We start from the raw sequence: 16413 nt of genomic DNA, 5'->3' as shown, positions 1-16413 counted from the left end.
TATACTATAGCAAGCAGGGCCTTACCAATTAGCTGCGGATTACGATCCACCCCACTGGAAGAAGCATGACTAATCAAATATGGGAAAAGAAGCCTCTCAACATGGTTTTTCTACTCCTGGCAGGAAGGCACGTATCTTTCAGCAAAATTCCACCTTGCTTTTCCTGACTCTACATGAATACTAAGTTGCGCCTCACTGTAATGAGTTTCCTACAATTCTTTATTTGGGGCTCGTGGTTGATAACTATTGGGGCTTACTGGTTTCAAACCAAGCAGTGGTCGGGCGCGCAGTTTGGCGCTATATTTTCGACTATGGGCATTGCGTCCATCTTTATGCCGTCTCTGATGGGCATTGTGGCTGACAAGTGGGTGAACGCGGAAAAGCTGTACGGCATCCTGCACATTCTGGGGGGCCTCGTACTGTGTATGGTGCCCTTGGTTGATAGTCCTTCCGTCATGTTTTGGGTGATGCTGCTCAACATGATCTTCTACATGCCCACGCTGGCCTTGTCCATTGCCGTTTCCTATTCGGTTCTTAAACAGGAAGGGCGGGACGTGCTGAAAGAATACCCGCCCATCCGGGTGTGGGGGACCATTGGGTTTATTGTCGCGCTCTGGACCGTTAGCCTCTTGCACATCGAGACTTCCGCTAAGCAATTCTATGTAGCGGGCGGCGCGGCCTTCCTGTTAGGCCTGTATTCTTTCACGCTGCCCAAGTGCCCACCTCAGCTAGGCACAATGCCCAGTAAAACCCTGACCGATGCCCTGGGACTTAAGTCGTTTACCCTGTTCAAAAGCCCGAAAATGGCGATGTTTTTCGTTTTCACTTTGCTGTTGGGGGCAGCCCTGCAATTGACCAATGCTTATGGGGATACCTTTCTCCACGACTTTGCCGCGTCCCCCCTTTACCAGGACACGATAGCCGTTAAGTATCCGGCCATTATCATGTCCATTTCTCAGATTTCCGAAACCCTGTTTATTCTGGCTATCCCCTTCTTTCTTAAGCGATTTGGTATCAAGCAGGTAATGCTTTTCAGTATGCTGGCCTGGGTTTTGCGCTTTGGCCTGTTTGCCTACGGCGACCCCGGTAGCGGCCTGTGGATGATTATCCTGTCGTGCATTGTGTACGGCATGGCGTTCGACTTTTTCAACATCTCGGGCTCCTTGTTTGTCGAAACTCAGACGGAGCCAGCCATTCGGGCCAGCGCGCAGGGCTTGTTTATGATGATGACCAATGGCTTTGGGGCCGTTTTGGGTAGTTCGCTGAGTGGCATCATTATCCAGAAGTATTTTACCTATGCCGATAACACCAAGGACTGGCACGGCATCTGGCTAACATTTGCCGCCTACGCGCTGGTAATAGCGGTACTTTTCGTTATCATTTTCAAACACAAGCACACCCCCCAGGCAACGGAAGAAGCCCAACCTGATCCGCTTCTTTCGGTGGGACAGGCTTAAAACCATTGCGCTGAGCTCTCTACGCCTCAAGCCCAAGAGCCCCGCAGGTTGCGGGGCTCTTGGGCTTGAGAGAGACTAAGCTGGTCATCAATCCAGAGTTCGTGAGACTCTGGGAAGGCAGTAGCGAACCAACCAATTGCCACTCACTAGCCCAGACTGGCCGGCACGACTAGCATTTAAATACTTACTCACGTCGCTTATTAGTTCCTGGTTACCAGACGATTTCGTTGGCTTGCCCTGCAATTTACAAGCTCGACAGCACAAATTTGGTACAAAAAAAGTCTGCTTTTGGCACAACGCAAAAGCCCGGCCCGCACATCGCAGACCGGGCTTCTTATTTTACTAGCTGCTAGTCAGCTGTATAGCAGAAGTGACAGAGGTACCAACACCATTGATCAGTACTGCTAACCCACAGCTTCTTACTTCAATTACTTCGAGCCAAAGAAGAAATCGGCCTCAATTTGGGCGTTCTCGTCGGAATCTGAGCCGTGCACCGCGTTGGCTTCGATGCTCTTGGCGTATTTCTTCCGGATGGTGCCCTCCGCTGCTTGGGCGGGGTTAGTAGCTCCAATAAGCGTGCGGAAGTCGGCCACGGCGTTGTCCTTTTCCAGCACGGCCGCCACGATGGGGCCGCTCGACATATATTTCACCAGGTCGTTGTAGAAGGGGCGCTCGGCGTGCACGGCGTAGAACTGGCCGGCGCGCTCGGGCGTGAGCAGGAGTTTCTGGAGCTCTACGATGCGAAAACCGCCTTCTTCCATCATGTGCAGGATGCCACCAATGTGGTTTTCCTGGACGGCGTCGGGCTTAATCATCGTAAATGTGCGGTTGGTGGCCATTGGGGAGTTCGAATGAAAATGAGAGAATGAAGCGACAAAACTACCAAATCCCCGGCCGGTACCCAACCAAGCGGGCCGGGGCTCATCCGGCCCGCTTGCCATTGGGAGGTAAACTTCCTTCCGAAGCAATGTTAGAAGGTAGCCTCGTCTTGGAATTTTATCGCTCCGCCCCACGTATGAGCCGCAACCCAGCTATAGCTGAGCCGGGAAGCATGGCTCCAGGCCTGCGCAAACCCGAAGCGAAACTGAGCGAAGTCTACTAATGAGCGTTCCCGTCGTACTGTCGGGCTAATTTGCGCCCCATATTGATCTATCCAACCCCAAAAACTGCGTCTTTATTTTTACTGTGGAGAAGCGGGTAATTAGGCAGAAAAACGACGCTTTTACGCACTGGGTTTGCTGGTTTGTTCGACAAGCTTGGCCGAACCTTCCGGGGGGGACCGGCTGTTAAGAAAAGATTTCTTCCGACTTTTGCCCCCCGCTCTTATTCGTAACCCACCGGCCCTTAGTTCTTTTCCGGGCCTTTCACGTTGTCGATGTCCACTTCCATTTCCGCCCTGCGGGCACTGCTTGCGCAACCCAAGCAGGTTGTCATCACCACCCACCACAAGCCCGATGCCGATGCGCTGGGCTCCTCGCTGGCCTGGGCTGGTTACCTTAAGCAGAAAGGCCACCACGTGACGGTGGTTACTCCTTCCGACTACCCCGCCTTTCTCAATTGGATGGAAGGCAACGATGAAGTGGTCGTGTACGACCGCCGCCAGAACGACCGGCAGGTACGCGACCTCGTGAACCGGGCCGAGGTCATCTGCTGCCTGGACTTTAGCTGTCTGGGCCGCATCAACGAGCTGGGCGAGTACGTGCGTCAAGCCTCGGGCACCAAGGTCCTCGTCGACCACCACCAGCAGCCCGAGAATTTTGCCGACATCGTTTTCTCGACCCCCAGCGCCGCCGCTACGGCCGAGCTGATTTTCGAAATTATTCGGGACCTGGGCGACCAGGACCTCATCACCAAAGGCATCGGCGAAGCCCTCTACGCGGGCATCATGACCGATACGGGCTCGTTCCGACACCCCAGCACCTCGCGCAACGTGCACCTTATCATCGCCGAGCTGCTGAAAGTCAACATCGATCTGTCGTCGGTGCACCGCCGCATTTACGACTCGCACTCCGAAATCCGCCTTCGCTTCCTGGGCTTTATTCTGAAAGATAAGCTGGTGGTCAACCGCGAGTTCAACACCGCCTACATTGCCATCACGCAGGACGAGCTGCGCCAGTACGAGAGCAAGACCGGCGACACCGAGGGCTTGGTTAACTACGCGCTGAGCATCGAAGGCATCGTTTTCGCGGCCGTTTTCATCGACCGTGGCGTGGCCGTCAAAATTTCCTTTCGCTCGGTTGGCAACTTCTCCGTCAGCGACTTCTCACGGCGCCATTTCGACGGTGGGGGGCACCACAACGCGTCCGGTGGCGTTAGCTACGAGCCGCTGGATGCAACGGTGGAGCGCTTCCTGAGCATCCTGCCCGAGTACAAAGAGCAATTAACGGGCATGCCCGCCGCTGTAGCCCCGCCGCTGGCGTAACTTTGAACCGTTTCTGATTCTTCACTTCTTTTATTTTCATGCGTTTTTCCTCCCGCTCCGCGCGGCAGCTGGCCCTGGCGGCCGGCCTGCTGGGCTTCGCTTCGCTCACGGCCTGTAACAAAGACACAGACGGCGGCGCTTATGCCAAAACCAAGTCCGGTATCGAGTACAAGATCTTTAAGAAAGTTGGCGACAAGTATGAGCGGCGCGAGCTTGCCGCCACCGGCGACCCGACGTATAAGGACCGGGTTGGCAAGTTCCTGCTGGGCCACATGGAGTACCGCACCGGCAAGGACTCGGTGCTGCAGAATACCCGCCGCGATGTAGGTCTGCCGGTGCCCTTGCCCCTGCAAGAGCTCAAGCAAAAAGGCATGCCCGACGAGGCTCTGTCCCTGCTTCAGCCCGGCGACAGCGGCGTGTTCCGCTTTCAGGTCGACTCGCTTATCAAGCCTAAGTCGGGCCAGCCCGTGCCGCCCTTCCTGAAAAGAGGGGGCAACGTCGTGATGATGTACGTGGCCACTACCAATAAGCTCATCACCCAAGCCGAAGCGCAAGCCATGCAGCCCGAGCTGCAAAAACGCGCCATGGCCGCCCAAATGAAGCAGCGCATGGCCTCGCCCGAATACGCGAAGCAGATGCAGGCTCAGAAAGCAGAGCAAGCCAAAATGCTGGCCACGCCCGCCGTCCAGGCTCAGTTGAAGAAGGACGACGCTATTTTGCAGGAATACGCCAAGAAAAATAACCTGACGGTGCAGAAGACCCCTTCGGGCATCTACTATCAAGTGCTGAAGCCCGGCACCGGGCCAACCCCTAAGCCCGGCCAGACGGTGAGCGTGAACTACATCGGCACGCTGCTCAGCGGCAAGCTGTTCGACTCCTCCGAGAAAACCGGCAAGCCGATTGAGTTCCCAATTGGCCAAGGAGCCGTGATTCCGGGTTGGGACGAAGGCATCTCCCTGCTCAACAAGGGCAGCAAGGCCATTCTGCTCATTCCTTCGTCGCTGGCTTATGGCTCGCGGGGCGCGGGAACCGACATTCCGGCCGACTCCCCCCTGCGCTTCGAAGTGGAGCTGGTTAACATTCAATAGGCTTACCTGCTATTAACTCTGGCCAACGGGCGGGGCGGCACAATTGCCTGGTTCTGCCCGTTGGTCGGAATTTCTTTATTCCTCTTCGCCATGAAAAACCTTTTGCTTGGTCCGCGCAATTTGCTGCTGGCGCTGGGCCTGCTGCTGGCGGCTCCGGCCCTGTGGAGCTGCGGCGACACGACTACTCAGAAAAACCTGCGCGAGCACGAAGACCAGCTGAAAGCCATTGATGAGGATACCATTCAGAGCTACCTGAGGCGCAACAACCTGCAGAGCAGGGCGATGCGCACCAACTCGGGCCTGTATGTGGTTACGCTCACCGAGGGCTCAGGGCCGCAGGTTACCACCGGCAAGCAGGTGCAGATAAAGTACATCGGGCGGTTTCTGAGCAACGGCGCCCATCCGGAGTCGTCGGGATTCCCGGCTTCGCCGGGCAACCCTAATTACCCAGCGGGCAGCATTTTCGATAATTCAGCCGATAAGCGTACCGAGTGTGGCTGCCTCGTTTTCACGGCGGGTAGCGGAGCAATTGCGGGCTTCAGCGAAGGGCTTTTGCTAATGCGCAAAGGCGACCACAAGCTGCTGCTTATCCCCTCGCGCTTGGCCTACGGGCCCTTTCCTCAACAGGCCGGTATCCCTGCCGACGCGGCACTGCTGTTCGACGTGGAAATTATCGACGTAAACTAAGGTGGGGCTGAACCGGCGACTGGCAGCAACGGGGCCCAAGTAATCTAGCGCATCTCGCGCCACGGCATACGTGGAGTGGGATGCGCTACGTATTTTCTGAAGGGGCAACGGGCCGTAAATCCAGGTAAGCGGCCTTTGGCAGGGCGCTACCCAGGTAGTTTTCCGGATAATTTTTGATAACCATGTTTTTGAGGCCACGGCCGCACGGCGCACCGGGCTTACTTATTGCTTACTCCTCAATGCGAAACTTTCTTTTTGGCGCGGCTGCCGCGCTCCTGGCCCTTTGGCAACCGGCCCACGCGCAAACGTCGGGCAGCGAATTCTCCCGTTTGCCCAGCGGTACCGAATATCGCTTGTTTCGGAAAGATGCGACGGCCCGCTACCAGCCCCGGGCCCTGGTCCCCACGGATGCGCCCTACGCCAGCCGGGCGGGGCAACTGCTGCTGGTTTTCATGGAGTTTCGCACCAGTCGCGATTCGGTAATCATGAACTCGCGGCAGATGCAGCCCACACCGCAGCCGGTTGCCCTGCCCGCCCAGCCTTTACCCGGGAGCATGGAAGAAGCCCTGGGGCTGCTCCTGCCCGGCGACAGCGCCGTCTTCCGCTTCCGGGCCGATACGGTTTTTGCTAAGACCTTCCACCAGCCGGTTCCCCCTTTTCTTCGGAAGAGCGGCAACGCGCTGGTAGTGCTGGCCAGCGCCCGCGAGTTGCTCACCACGGCCGAAATGACGGCTCGCCAGGAAAAGCTGCGGGCGGAGTACACCAAGCGAGCCCAGGCGCAGGCCGTGGCCCAAACCGCCAAGGATGATGCGCAGATTCAGGCTTACCTAAAAAAGAATAAGCTGGTAGCCAAAAAAACAGCTGGCGGCACCTACTACATCGTCACCCGGCCGGGCAAGGGCCTGCCGCCCAAAAAAGGTCAAACGGTGCGCGTGCTGTACCGGGGCACGCTACTGGCCACCGGGAAAGAGTTCGACTCCTCGGCCAAGCACGGCAACGAGCCCATTTCCTTTCCGCTGGGCGTGGGCCAGGTTATTGCGGGCTGGGACCAGGGCATCGCGATGCTACCGGCGGGCAGCAAGGCCGTCCTCCTTATTCCCTCGCCCTTGGCCTACGGCCCGCGGGGCGCCGGGGCCGATATTCCGGCCAACGCGGTGCTTCGCTTTGAGGTAGAGTTGGTAGATTTTAAGTGAGAAGCATCCTGCCCGGTACTTTCCTACCACCCCTGGCCCTATTCCGCTAGCACTTGCGAGAGGATATCCAGCGAACGAATATCCCCTAGCTGCTCAACGTGCAACTGGTAGTAGCGGATGAGCACATTCAACAGTTCGTGGCGTACGCGACCGTTGGGGATAGTGCTGGTGGCCGGGTCGCGCAGCAGCTCATCGAAGTAGATTTCGAATTCGCGCAACCGCAACGTGGCCGGGCCCGTGGTGCCCTTGGCGGCGGGAGCATGGCCGGCCATGATTACTTGGTCGGTCAGCTCGCCCCCGGAACTCACCCCGAAGCCCAAATAGCTGGTCAACCGCAGCAAAAAGACCAGCGCAAAGTTTTCGGTGCCCACGGTTTGCTGGTCGAACGCCAGGATGGAATCGTGTAAAAACTGAAAAAGGGGCTCGTTTTGCTCTTCCTCGCGCACGGCCCGGCTCACTATCTCGGACAGGAAAAGCACCACGCTGCTTTTCTGCACCTCGTAGGGCAGGGTCCGAAAGGGCTCGGCACAGCGAAATTCGGACAGACGGGTGAGGCCCCCGCTGCCCCGGGCCACGTAGGCGACTAGCTCCAGTAGGGTAAATGGCTGGAACAAGGCAATGCGGCCCGGCGGCTTGGCCTTGCGCACGCCATTCACCACGTAGCTCTGCAGGCCCAGCCGCTCGGTGTAGACCCGGGCGATAATGCTCGTTTCGCGGTATTTCAGGTAGCTGAGAACGATGCCCCGGGTTTTTATTAACATGTTCGGAAAGGAGTAATCGCGGGAAGTGCGGGCTCAGTAAAGTGTTGATGCCCCGGGCCACGCTGTTTCGGCTACCGGGTTCAGGCTAACACCACGCGAATAGTATTAAGGCCATTCCCTAAATGGGCGCAGGTAGCATATGACGCCGTCAGCCCAGCAAAAATCAGCCCCTTCGGCCCTCCAATAATTATTTACTGAGCACGGCTACCTTGCTCACGCAGCTATTTTTACCGTCCGCATCCGACGACAGGACGAGGTAAATACCCGAGCGAACACGCTGGCCTTCAGGGTTGGTCAGGTTCCAGGTAATGGTGCCGCCGTTAGCCTTGGTGGCGTACACGAGGTGCCCGGCCACATCGGTAATTTTCACCAGCGCATTATTAGCAACCCCCGTGATGCCGACCTGACCCGTAAAATCGGGCCGTACCGGGTTGGGGAATACGGCCGCGCACTGGGGAGCGCCTTCGGTAACGCTGGCGGCCCCGCGATAGGCAACGACTCCCGCATCGGTAGCTACCCATACTTCGCCGGTCTTGTCGTTCACCTTCACGTCTACGATCCGGTTCGATGGCAAGGGGCTGTTGGCAGTGGTGAAATGCAGCAGCGCCTCATCGGCATCGGGGCTGAACAGCCACAGGCCGTTGTCGGTGCCAAACCATTTGCGGTCGCCCCCGTCCACTGCCAGCGTTCGGACGGCCTCGCTAAACAGGGCCGGAAAGCCCGTGCCCTCGCCTCGGGTTACGTTCGGCAGGGTAAACCCCGCGGTGGATTGGAAGGGCCCACTAGGGTCGTTGAATACGGCAACCCCTTTGATAGTCGCGGCCCAGATGTAGCCGCGCCGGTCTTTGGCTAATTCATAAATCTGATTGTCCGGCAACCCTGACGCCGTGCTGAAAAGCCGGGGGGGGTTGGTCCCCGTCGGGTCGACGGCGAAGAGGCCAATGACTGAGCCATTGAGGCTGGAACCATCGGTTTTACGCGATACCGATACCCAGGCGTATCCGTTGTCGTCCAAGGCAATGCGGTCGAGCGTCTCCAGGCCCGACACCCACGGAATCGTCTGCCAGGTATTGGCTGCTGGATCGAACAGAAACAGCCCCGAATTGGGAGCCTTCAGGTGCCGGTTTACCACCCAGACTTTGCCCGTAGCGTCGGCCGCCAGGTCGGTGATTTCTACTCGGTCGCTAATATTAAAGGTATTAATTAGTGGACTACCGCTCGGGCTGCCTTCGACAAACCTTCGAAATTGACCGGGGCCTTTCCACTCCAGCAGGCCGCCCCCGTTGGCGCCTACATACAGGGTTCCGTCCGGGGTGCGGGTGCCGCGCGAGGGGCTTTGCAGGTCCGGGAAATTGGTGCCCCCCGGCAAAGCCGCTGGCGTAAAATTCGTCCATTGCCCGTTAGCAAATTCATAAAAGCCCGCCCGGAGCCCCAACGGATTATAGCGCTCGGAGTAGCCCCCCGTGAACACGTTGACCTTATTGGTACGGGCATCAGCCAAGACGCTAAAAGCCAGGCTCGTTTCGGGGCCATTGGCGACAAACAGCTCCGGGGCCTGACCAGAGTTAGGTCGTATTCGCTGCAAGCCGAGCTGGTAATTGGCCACGTAATAGCTGCCGTCGCGCGAGCGCATCGCATCCGACAGGTAGGTAGCGGGGGTAGGTGGAACTACGGTAGTTACTACGCCATTCCGGTCGAGGCGGCGCACACCGGCCGCATCGTCGATGATTAATAAGCCAACGCTACTGGCCCGCAGGCCCCGGAACTGCGCGGTCGAGGTGCCGGGCACTGCCTGCCACCCGCTCGGGCTACTGGGCGTGAATTTGTAGACGGCCGAACCCGTGCCCCCAACCGCGGCGTATACCTCTCCTCCAGAAGCTGCCACAGCAGTATAGATGGGTGGCGCGGTGGGATCGGCGCTGAGCGGCACCGGCTGGTAGCGGGTCCAATTGCGGTAATCAAGCAAATTACTGGCTAGCCGCCCTCGCAATAGCCCCACCGAAGTGGCCAAAAAAAGATCGTCGTTTGCCTGGGCCGCGTCGAACACGTTTACCACGGCACCGCCCGGACCGATGTTGCTGTACGTATCGCTGATTTCAAATTTGATTAAGTCAACCACCACCTGGCCGAAGCTCGTTGATACGTAAACTTTGTCTCCTGCTATTGAGACTTGATTGATGTTTTTGCTCCCCGAAATCGTCTTTCGCAGGATGGCGTTCAGGTTGCGCACCCTACCATTGGGTTGTAAGATATCGATGTTACCATTCCGATAGGCAACCACCGTTTGCCGGGTCACGGAATCATAAGCCAAGGCCGCCACCCCCACGTCGTTCAGCCCGTCGCGGCGCGATAGTACTTGGGTAGTGTTTAATTTTTTATCCAGGAAATAAAAGGCATTTTCCGTGGCCACGTACACTCGGTCCCCGGCATCTGCCAAACGCAGCGGGCGGTTGGTTGGTAAGTGCAGCTGCCAGTCGCCATAGCCGGCGGTATTCTGCGCCCGGGCCACCCCAGTGAATACCAACAGACCAATTACTCCAAGCAAAAAACGGAAGATGTGCGGCATATACTCAGCAAACATAATTTGAACACCAGCGGCGAAGCAGCCTTTACCAACGCGCAGTTGGCCGGTTTAGTGCGTGACGGCCGATTGGGTGGCCGAAGGCAGCGCTTTGGTTTGCATCCCTTCCAGGAAGCACGGCCGACACCGGGCTTCGTACGAATCGGTTTCGCCCAACAGTACCTGACTTTCGCTGGCCGCAATGCGGTAAGAATAGGAAGCGATTTCGCCGCAGCACACGCACACGGCGTGCACTTTAGTAACGAATTCCGCCGTAGCCAGCAGCGCCGGCATGGGGCCAAAGGGACGGCCGAGGTAGTCCATATCCAATCCGGCCACGATGACGCGGGTACCATTGTCGGCGAGCTGCTGACACACCTCCACCAGTGAGTTGTCAAAAAACTGGCCTTCGTCAATTCCCACCACGTCGGAGCCAGCGGCCAGCAGCAAGATTTCCGAAGGAATGGCCACCGGGGTCGACCGAATTCGGGCGGCGTTGTGGCTCACCACGTCTTCGGTATCGTAGCGGGTGTCGAGCGCGGGCTTAAAAATCTCGACCTGTTGCCGGGCAATACGGGCCCGGGTGAGTCGGCGAATCAACTCTTCGGTCTTACCCGAAAACATGGAGCCGCACACTACTTCAATCCAGCCCCGACGAGGGGCGTTGTGGCGATTGCCGACGCGGGGTTCAATAAACAAGATACAGCGGGCTTGGGAGGGTTTGGAAGCCTAAAGTTAGGAACGAACCGCGGAGCAGGCCCCCTTGTTCCGGCCATATTTCCCGCGTTGGGCCCGCAAACCGCTTGCTACCTTGCGATTCCACCCCACCACCAATGCTGGCTGCCGCTCAGGCTCAGCCGTACTGCACGTGGGGCAGCTGCGTGGCTTCGGGCACGCTACCGGTAACTTCGCCCGCCAGCAGACGAGCCTGGCACGTCAGGCGCTCGTGGTCGAGCAGCCGCCCAGCCGCCCGGTAGCGCAGCTCCGCCGCGGATAGCGGGCTCAGGTTCTCCATTCCCTTACGCACCTGCAAACGGCAAGTGGTGCAGCGGCCCTTGGCTCCGCAAGCATGCATCCAATCGTGGTCGGCAGCTTGTAGCGCCGCTAATAGCGTAGCCCCGGCCGGCACCTCTACGGTTGCTCCAGGTAAATTTTCAATCGTCAACAGAGCCATTTGTGCCTAACTTCGGCCACTGAAATCCGGCCTTCCGTATGAACGACAAATATAGCTTTACCAAGTGCGCACAATACGGTCACCGCTTGGCCAATCGGCTCTGCGACCAGTACTTCGGCCCCCAGCCCACGGCTACGCTCGATGGACCAGCGGTGCTCAAGTTTACCCCTATACGCCAAATCAACCTATTGGTGGTCCGGCAATTGTTGGTGCAGTGGCAAGCTGAAATGGCTCGGCTGCGCAGCCCTTACTTTAATTTCGAAGCCCTGCCCGTGCAAACTGCCCTCACGCAGTTCATGAATATTCTGTCGCGCCATATTAGCCTAAGCCGGTCAGCCTTCGAGCCCTTGCTGGCCCAGGCTACCACCGACACGCTTGGCTTGGTGGCCGACCCCGCCGGGAGTTTTCAGCGCTTGCTTCTGGGCGGCCCGGGACCGTTCACCCTGGCTGGCTTGCGCGATAACCTGCGCTACATCGACGTGGACAAGAGCTTCTACCAGGATTTTATCGACAACCTACCCGCCAGCAGCGAGTTGAGCCATGAATCTCTGACTCAACGTTTCGAGCTGCATCACGCCGCCAACTACAAAGCTCACCAACCCATGCAGCGCCTCGTGGGCGAACTTAGTCCCCTGCTGCCCCTCACCGCCGCCGACTTGCTCGAGGACGGCCCCGTATCAACGGCTCCTACCGCCGCCCCTCTTCCGGAGCCGTCACCGGTTGGGGCGCCCGCCGAGGCCCCGGCGTCGATTTCTGCTCCTTCCTTTGTGGCGGCCCCGGCTACCGCTGCCCCGCCGCTGCCCTCCCAACTCGCGGTGCCAGCGGAGCCCCGGGTGCCCACCCCTGGCCCGCCCTTTCCCGCTCGCCCATTGCCCAATACGGAAGCGCCCAGTGTCCCTCTCTACGAAAAACTGAAAGCCAGCCAGCCAGCAGCTCCCCCGTTGGCCGAAACCCTACGCGCTACGGCAGCCGCGCCCCCGCTAGCCGAACGCGCCGGCCCCAAAGTAGAAACCCTGCGCGAAGCCATTTCCATTAATCAGCGGTTCAGCTTCATTAACGAGCTTTTCAACGGCGAGAACATGGAATATCACGCTGCTATTCAGCACCTCGACTCGCTACCCAGCGCCGACCAGGCCCGCAGCTACGTTACCGATAACCTATCGCCGCGCTACGACTGGAGCCGCAAAGAAGAGCACGTCAACAAGCTTTTGAAGCTCATTGAGCGCAAGTTTGCTTAGGCCGATTTCCCCTTACGCGCATCCCCTCCTGAAGGCGCGGCTCCGCCGCTGGCTACTGCCCTGGCTGCTGGCCCTAGCGGTGTTGGCAAACTTGGCCTACCCCATGTACGTGCACTTCGACTTCTCGCATTCGCCTGATACACGCAGCTACCTGCGTATGGCCGCCGGGCACTTCGATAGTATTCGCGTAACGCATCGGTATCGGGTGCTGGTACCGGCGGCGGCGGCCGTGGTAGCTGCTCCCGTGGCTACCGTGTACGGCCGCGTTTGGCCGCAGCGCCCCGCAGGGTTGTGGCCGCTGCGATTCGCTTTTTATCTGGTCAATTGCTTGGTGCTAGCTGCCGCGGGGGCCTGCTGGTTCAACGCCGCCCGGCTTACTGGGGCCTCGCCCGAAGGGGCAGTCCTGGCCATGCTGGCGCTGCTCACAAGCCGTTGGGCCGAGTACGCCGCCGGCCTGCCGCTCATCGATAGCTTGTATCTGCTACTTTTTGGCTTAGCCTACTATGCGGTTCGGCGTGGCCCCGGTGGCGCCTGGGCCTTGCTCGTGGTGCTAGTGCTTGGTTCGCTCGCCAAAGAATCGTTCTTCATTTTGGTGCCTTGGCTCTTCTGGTTTGGCCGTAAAACGCTCGCTTGGCCGAAGCAACTCCTGGCGCTAGCCGGTGGTACGGCCATCTTACTCGCGGTGCACTATCTTGTTGATAGTCGTCTAGGAGCACCCGCCAGCCAATCAGTTTATAATGCTTTGCAGCATTTTGAGAACATCGGCTACTCGCTGCGCCGGGCGGCTTCACCGAAAGGACTAGGCGAATTACTGAGCATCTTCGGTCTTTTTACCCTAGTGGTTCCCATCGGCTTTTGGCTGGAAAGCAGGCGGAACACGCGTACTTCCGCATTCTATACTTCTCTCGGCTGGGCCGAAGTTATCCTGGTTGTCGTCGTAGCTATCCACATGCTGCTTTCTGGAGACTTAGGGCGCATGGGCTACCTGGCTGCTCCGGCCTTTTGTGCTGCTCTGGCGCTAGTCTTCACCCATTGGCGCCGTCTTCTTCGCATCTGACGTTTAACACGTCTCGACGCGGCAACCCTGCCAAAGCCAAGCCCAGTAGCAAGGGCCACACGGGTACCAAAAACCGGGCTGCTCCGAGCGGGCCCGTCAGCAGTGCCACATAAAGCAGCAGGCCGCCCGCTATCCAGCGCCCGTAGCGCGGCACGGACGAACCCTGGCCCAGGAGCAAGAACCCTCGCACCGCTAACCCCAAACGCAGCGCATTAGCTAACAACAACACCGTTAGGACTGCCATCAGTCCTAACGGTAAGCTCCCTAACGCCCGTAGTAATCCTCCCGATCGGGTTTGGGCCAGGAAGCCCCCACCAGCAGGCGATGCCAGGCCCAGGAACTGGCTCAGATCGAATCGGCCGGGGTCCAGAAACAACGCAATCATGCCCTGCACATGCTGCCGCACGTAGAGCCAGGGGTGCGCCCACAGCAAGGCTCCGGCCCGAGCTTGAATCACCTGCTGCCGAGCGGCGAAGTTGCCCTGGGCATTAGCTTCCCGCAGCACCGCGGCCACCCATTTCTCTTCCGCGGCTGGCCCGCTGACTTGGCGCACGACACCGGCTGCGTTGTAATGCAACAGGTTGATCTCGGCAATACTGGAAAAGTGCAGGTATCCCGTGCGCCGCCAATTCCAGCCCATGTACAAGCCCACCATCACCAGCGGAATAATTCCGAGCAGCAATAGTTGGGGCTGCCTTCGCTTCCATCCCAGTACCATTCCTACGCTGGCTGGCACTAGCACGAAAGGGGCGAAAACCGGCTTAAGCAAGAACGCCATTATTGCAGCTCCCGCTACCCCCGCAAAATATCGAGCCTGATAGCGCCTTACAAAAAGCAGCGCCGAGCCCGTCAGCATTAGCACTACCGTTTGCAGGAAGACTTCACTCATTACTGCGTTGGCATAGATGAGCTGGGCAGGAAAAGACAAAACCGCAACGGTTGCCCAGGCCCATTCTTTCCCGGTGGGCTTACCCCGCCGGGCCCACCACTGCAGCACAACTCCTATATTGAGCAGACTCAACAGATTCTGAAAAAACAGTAGTAATGCCGGGCCCAGCCTTGTTCCGCCCAACCCCAGCACCACGGTAGGATAGCCTACTGGCCGGATGGTAAACTCCTGAATGGCTTGGCCCCGGGGTGGAGCTGCTGGCCAGGGCCGAGCATAAAGCTCGCCGTGAAGCTTTAGATTGCTAGCAGCCTGCAAGTACCGTCCCGAATCTGGGAAATCCCACCTGCCCGTGCTCAAAGCCCACCCTAGCGCCAGCGCGTGCACGCTCACCAATACTGCCCACACCCAATTCGGCACCTGCCCCCTTGCCATCAGCGCACCAGATCTTGCTTGCGGTAAGCATCTAAGGCCAGCAAACTAAACAGCAGTACGGTGAATGACCATAACGACGACCCTCCATAGCTAAAAAATGGCAAGGGAATACCCACTACGGGGGCTAGCCCTATCGTCATGCCCATGTTTACGGTAATGTGAAAGAATAGCACACTCGCAACGCAGTACCCATACGTCCGTCCAAACACGGATTTCTGGCGCTCAGCTACGTAAACGATCCGCCAGAGCAGGGTTAGGTACAAGGCAATAACCACCAAGCTTCCTATCCACCCGAACTCCTCGCCTACGGTGCAGAAGATAAAGTCGGTGCTCTGCTCGGGCACAAAGTCGAACTTCGTTTGAGTGCCCTGCAAAAAGCCCTTTCCAACCAACCCGCCCGAGCCAATCGCAATCTTGCTTTGGGTTACATTCCATCCTTTACCCAAAGGATCTGCCGATGGGTTAATCAGTATTTCAATCCGCTGTCGCTGATGCGGCTGTAGCACCTTATTGTAAAAGAAGTCCACCCCAACTACCATCAACGTCACCGTCAGCCATACGCTTACCGCTAATACCAAATGGTGGCGCAGTACGCGTTTATTCAATCCCAGAACCAGGAGCAGCATTACCGTAAATGCGGTAAATAGCCATAGCTTTGGCACGAGTAGAGCCAGGATCAATATTACCCCGGCGACTGCTAATAGCAACAGTATCAGAGGCGACATTCCCTCCCGGAAATAAGCCAGCAGCAAGGCCCCGAATACCAATGCCTGCCCAGACTCATTCGATGCAATTATTAGCAGCGGGGGCAGCAGCGTGATACCGGCCAGTACTAATTGGTCACGCCAATTCTGATATCTCAGATTGATACTCGCCATAAATCGGGAAGCGGCTAATGCAGTGGTGAACTTCGCGAACTCCGCCGGCTGCAAACGCACGGGCCCAAGCTCCAACCAAGAGCGGGAACCCGCGATAGGTCTGGCCACCACCATTGTCACCAGCAGCAACACGATCATCCCGGCGTACATCGCGTAGGCAAAAGTATCATAGGCCTTATAGTCGACCACCAATAATATCACTATCAATACGATAGCCGTAGCAATCCACAGCAACTGTTTGAACCAGTTGAAAGCCATAAGCTTATCAAAGCTCAGCGTACTTAGAGGATTTGCCGGGGCGTCGGGTGAATAGCTTGAGGCATATACACAGACCCATCCCAGCCCGACAAGCACTACGTAGAGCAAGACAGTCAGCCAGTCAATGCTTCGGCTATAACGCGCTGGTGAAACTTGCACGAAGAACTACAATAAGATAGGCAACAAAAATACAACTGGTCAGCCGCTCTGCTTTCGCGCCTAGGCTAACGTGGAATAGGTAGAAACGCCAACCGCCTGCCGCTGGTGAAAGCGGCAGGCGGTTGGCATTGACAAAAGGTTGGCGGCGACCGACTCTCCC

At 57.9% G+C, this 16413-nt stretch carries 15 protein-coding genes; 7 read left to right on the top strand and 8 right to left on the bottom strand.

What is annotated here, in order from left to right; all coding sequences use genetic code 11:
- Window positions 1–173 precede the first annotated feature (173 nt).
- On the top strand, window positions 174–1457 hold the full coding sequence (locus tag IC235_RS16825) for a nucleoside permease (protein WP_191006364.1): 1284 nt from the start codon (window positions 174–176) through the stop codon (window positions 1455–1457).
- 428 nt (window positions 1458–1885) lie between these two features.
- Here IC235_RS16825 and IC235_RS16820 read toward each other — a convergent pair whose 3' ends face one another.
- Window positions 1886–2296 carry a nucleoside-diphosphate kinase gene (locus tag IC235_RS16820; RefSeq protein ID WP_191006363.1) on the bottom strand — a complete coding sequence of 137 codons (411 nt, stop codon included), beginning with the start codon at window positions 2294–2296 and terminating at the stop codon, window positions 1886–1888.
- Between the two features lie 536 nt (window positions 2297–2832).
- Between IC235_RS16820 and IC235_RS16815 the strand changes: the two genes are divergently transcribed.
- The 4 genes from IC235_RS16815 to IC235_RS16800 all read left to right on the top strand — a co-directional run bounded on the left by IC235_RS16815 (window position 2833) and on the right by IC235_RS16800 (window position 6847).
- Window positions 2833–3879 (top strand): DHH family phosphoesterase, encoded by a 1047-nt coding sequence (locus tag IC235_RS16815; protein ID WP_191006362.1) that lies wholly within the window; start codon window positions 2833–2835, stop codon window positions 3877–3879.
- A gap of 38 nt (window positions 3880–3917) precedes the next feature.
- Window positions 3918–4967 (top strand): FKBP-type peptidyl-prolyl cis-trans isomerase, encoded by a 1050-nt coding sequence (locus IC235_RS16810; RefSeq protein ID WP_191006361.1) that lies wholly within the window; start codon window positions 3918–3920, stop codon window positions 4965–4967.
- Between the two features lie 90 nt (window positions 4968–5057).
- Complete coding sequence (locus tag IC235_RS16805; protein WP_191006360.1) at window positions 5058–5654, top strand: FKBP-type peptidyl-prolyl cis-trans isomerase; 597 nt, start codon at window positions 5058–5060, stop codon at window positions 5652–5654.
- Window positions 5655–5893: 239 nt separating this feature from the next.
- Entirely contained in the window at window positions 5894–6847 is a 954-nt protein-coding gene (locus tag IC235_RS16800; protein ID WP_191006359.1) for an FKBP-type peptidyl-prolyl cis-trans isomerase, read from the top strand.
- 38 nt (window positions 6848–6885) lie between these two features.
- Here the strand turns inward: IC235_RS16800 and recO are convergent, their stop codons facing one another.
- The 4 genes from recO to IC235_RS16780 all read right to left on the bottom strand — a co-directional run bounded on the left by recO (window position 6886) and on the right by IC235_RS16780 (window position 11342).
- A complete protein-coding gene (gene recO / locus IC235_RS16795) occupies window positions 6886–7608 on the bottom strand; it encodes a DNA repair protein RecO (RefSeq protein ID WP_191006358.1) in 723 nt (240 codons plus the stop codon).
- Between the two features lie 187 nt (window positions 7609–7795).
- Window positions 7796–10174, bottom strand: a complete 2379-nt coding sequence (porZ, locus tag IC235_RS16790; RefSeq protein ID WP_191006357.1) for a type IX secretion system anionic LPS delivery protein PorZ — start codon at window positions 10172–10174, stop codon at window positions 7796–7798.
- 66 nt (window positions 10175–10240) lie between these two features.
- Window positions 10241–10867 carry a thymidine kinase gene (locus tag IC235_RS16785; protein ID WP_191006356.1) on the bottom strand — a complete coding sequence of 209 codons (627 nt, stop codon included), beginning with the start codon at window positions 10865–10867 and terminating at the stop codon, window positions 10241–10243.
- Window positions 10868–11021: 154 nt separating this feature from the next.
- Entirely contained in the window at window positions 11022–11342 is a 321-nt protein-coding gene (locus IC235_RS16780) for a 2Fe-2S iron-sulfur cluster-binding protein (protein ID WP_191006355.1), read from the bottom strand.
- Between the two features lie 38 nt (window positions 11343–11380).
- Here IC235_RS16780 and IC235_RS16775 point away from each other — a divergent pair, with 38 nt between their 5' ends.
- A complete protein-coding gene (locus IC235_RS16775) occupies window positions 11381–12580 on the top strand; it encodes a hypothetical protein (protein ID WP_191006354.1) in 1200 nt (399 codons plus the stop codon).
- Entirely contained in the window at window positions 12573–13637 is a 1065-nt protein-coding gene (locus IC235_RS16770) for a hypothetical protein (RefSeq protein ID WP_191006353.1), read from the top strand. The genes IC235_RS16775 and IC235_RS16770 overlap by 8 nt, the downstream gene beginning before the upstream one ends.
- On the opposite strand, the gene IC235_RS16765 is transcribed toward IC235_RS16770, so the two are convergent.
- The 3 genes from IC235_RS16765 to IC235_RS22230 form a co-directional block, all read right to left on the bottom strand.
- Window positions 13606–14319 (bottom strand): hypothetical protein, encoded by a 714-nt coding sequence (locus IC235_RS16765; RefSeq protein WP_191006352.1) that lies wholly within the window; start codon window positions 14317–14319, stop codon window positions 13606–13608. The genes IC235_RS16770 and IC235_RS16765 overlap by 32 nt on opposite strands.
- 638 nt (window positions 14320–14957) lie before the next feature.
- Window positions 14958–16253, bottom strand: coding sequence for a rod shape-determining protein RodA (gene rodA / locus IC235_RS16760; protein WP_191006351.1), 1296 nt, complete (start codon window positions 16251–16253; stop codon window positions 14958–14960).
- Window positions 16228–16413: hypothetical protein (locus IC235_RS22230; protein ID WP_223847373.1), on the bottom strand; the 186-nt coding region annotated here is incomplete at its 5' end. The genes rodA and IC235_RS22230, both read right to left, overlap by 26 nt.

The sequence above is a fragment of the Hymenobacter montanus genome (genome assembly GCF_014699115.1).
Taxonomy (GTDB): Bacteria; Bacteroidota; Bacteroidia; order Cytophagales; family Hymenobacteraceae; genus Hymenobacter; species Hymenobacter montanus.
This window is presented reverse-complemented; position numbering and strand designations above follow the sequence as displayed.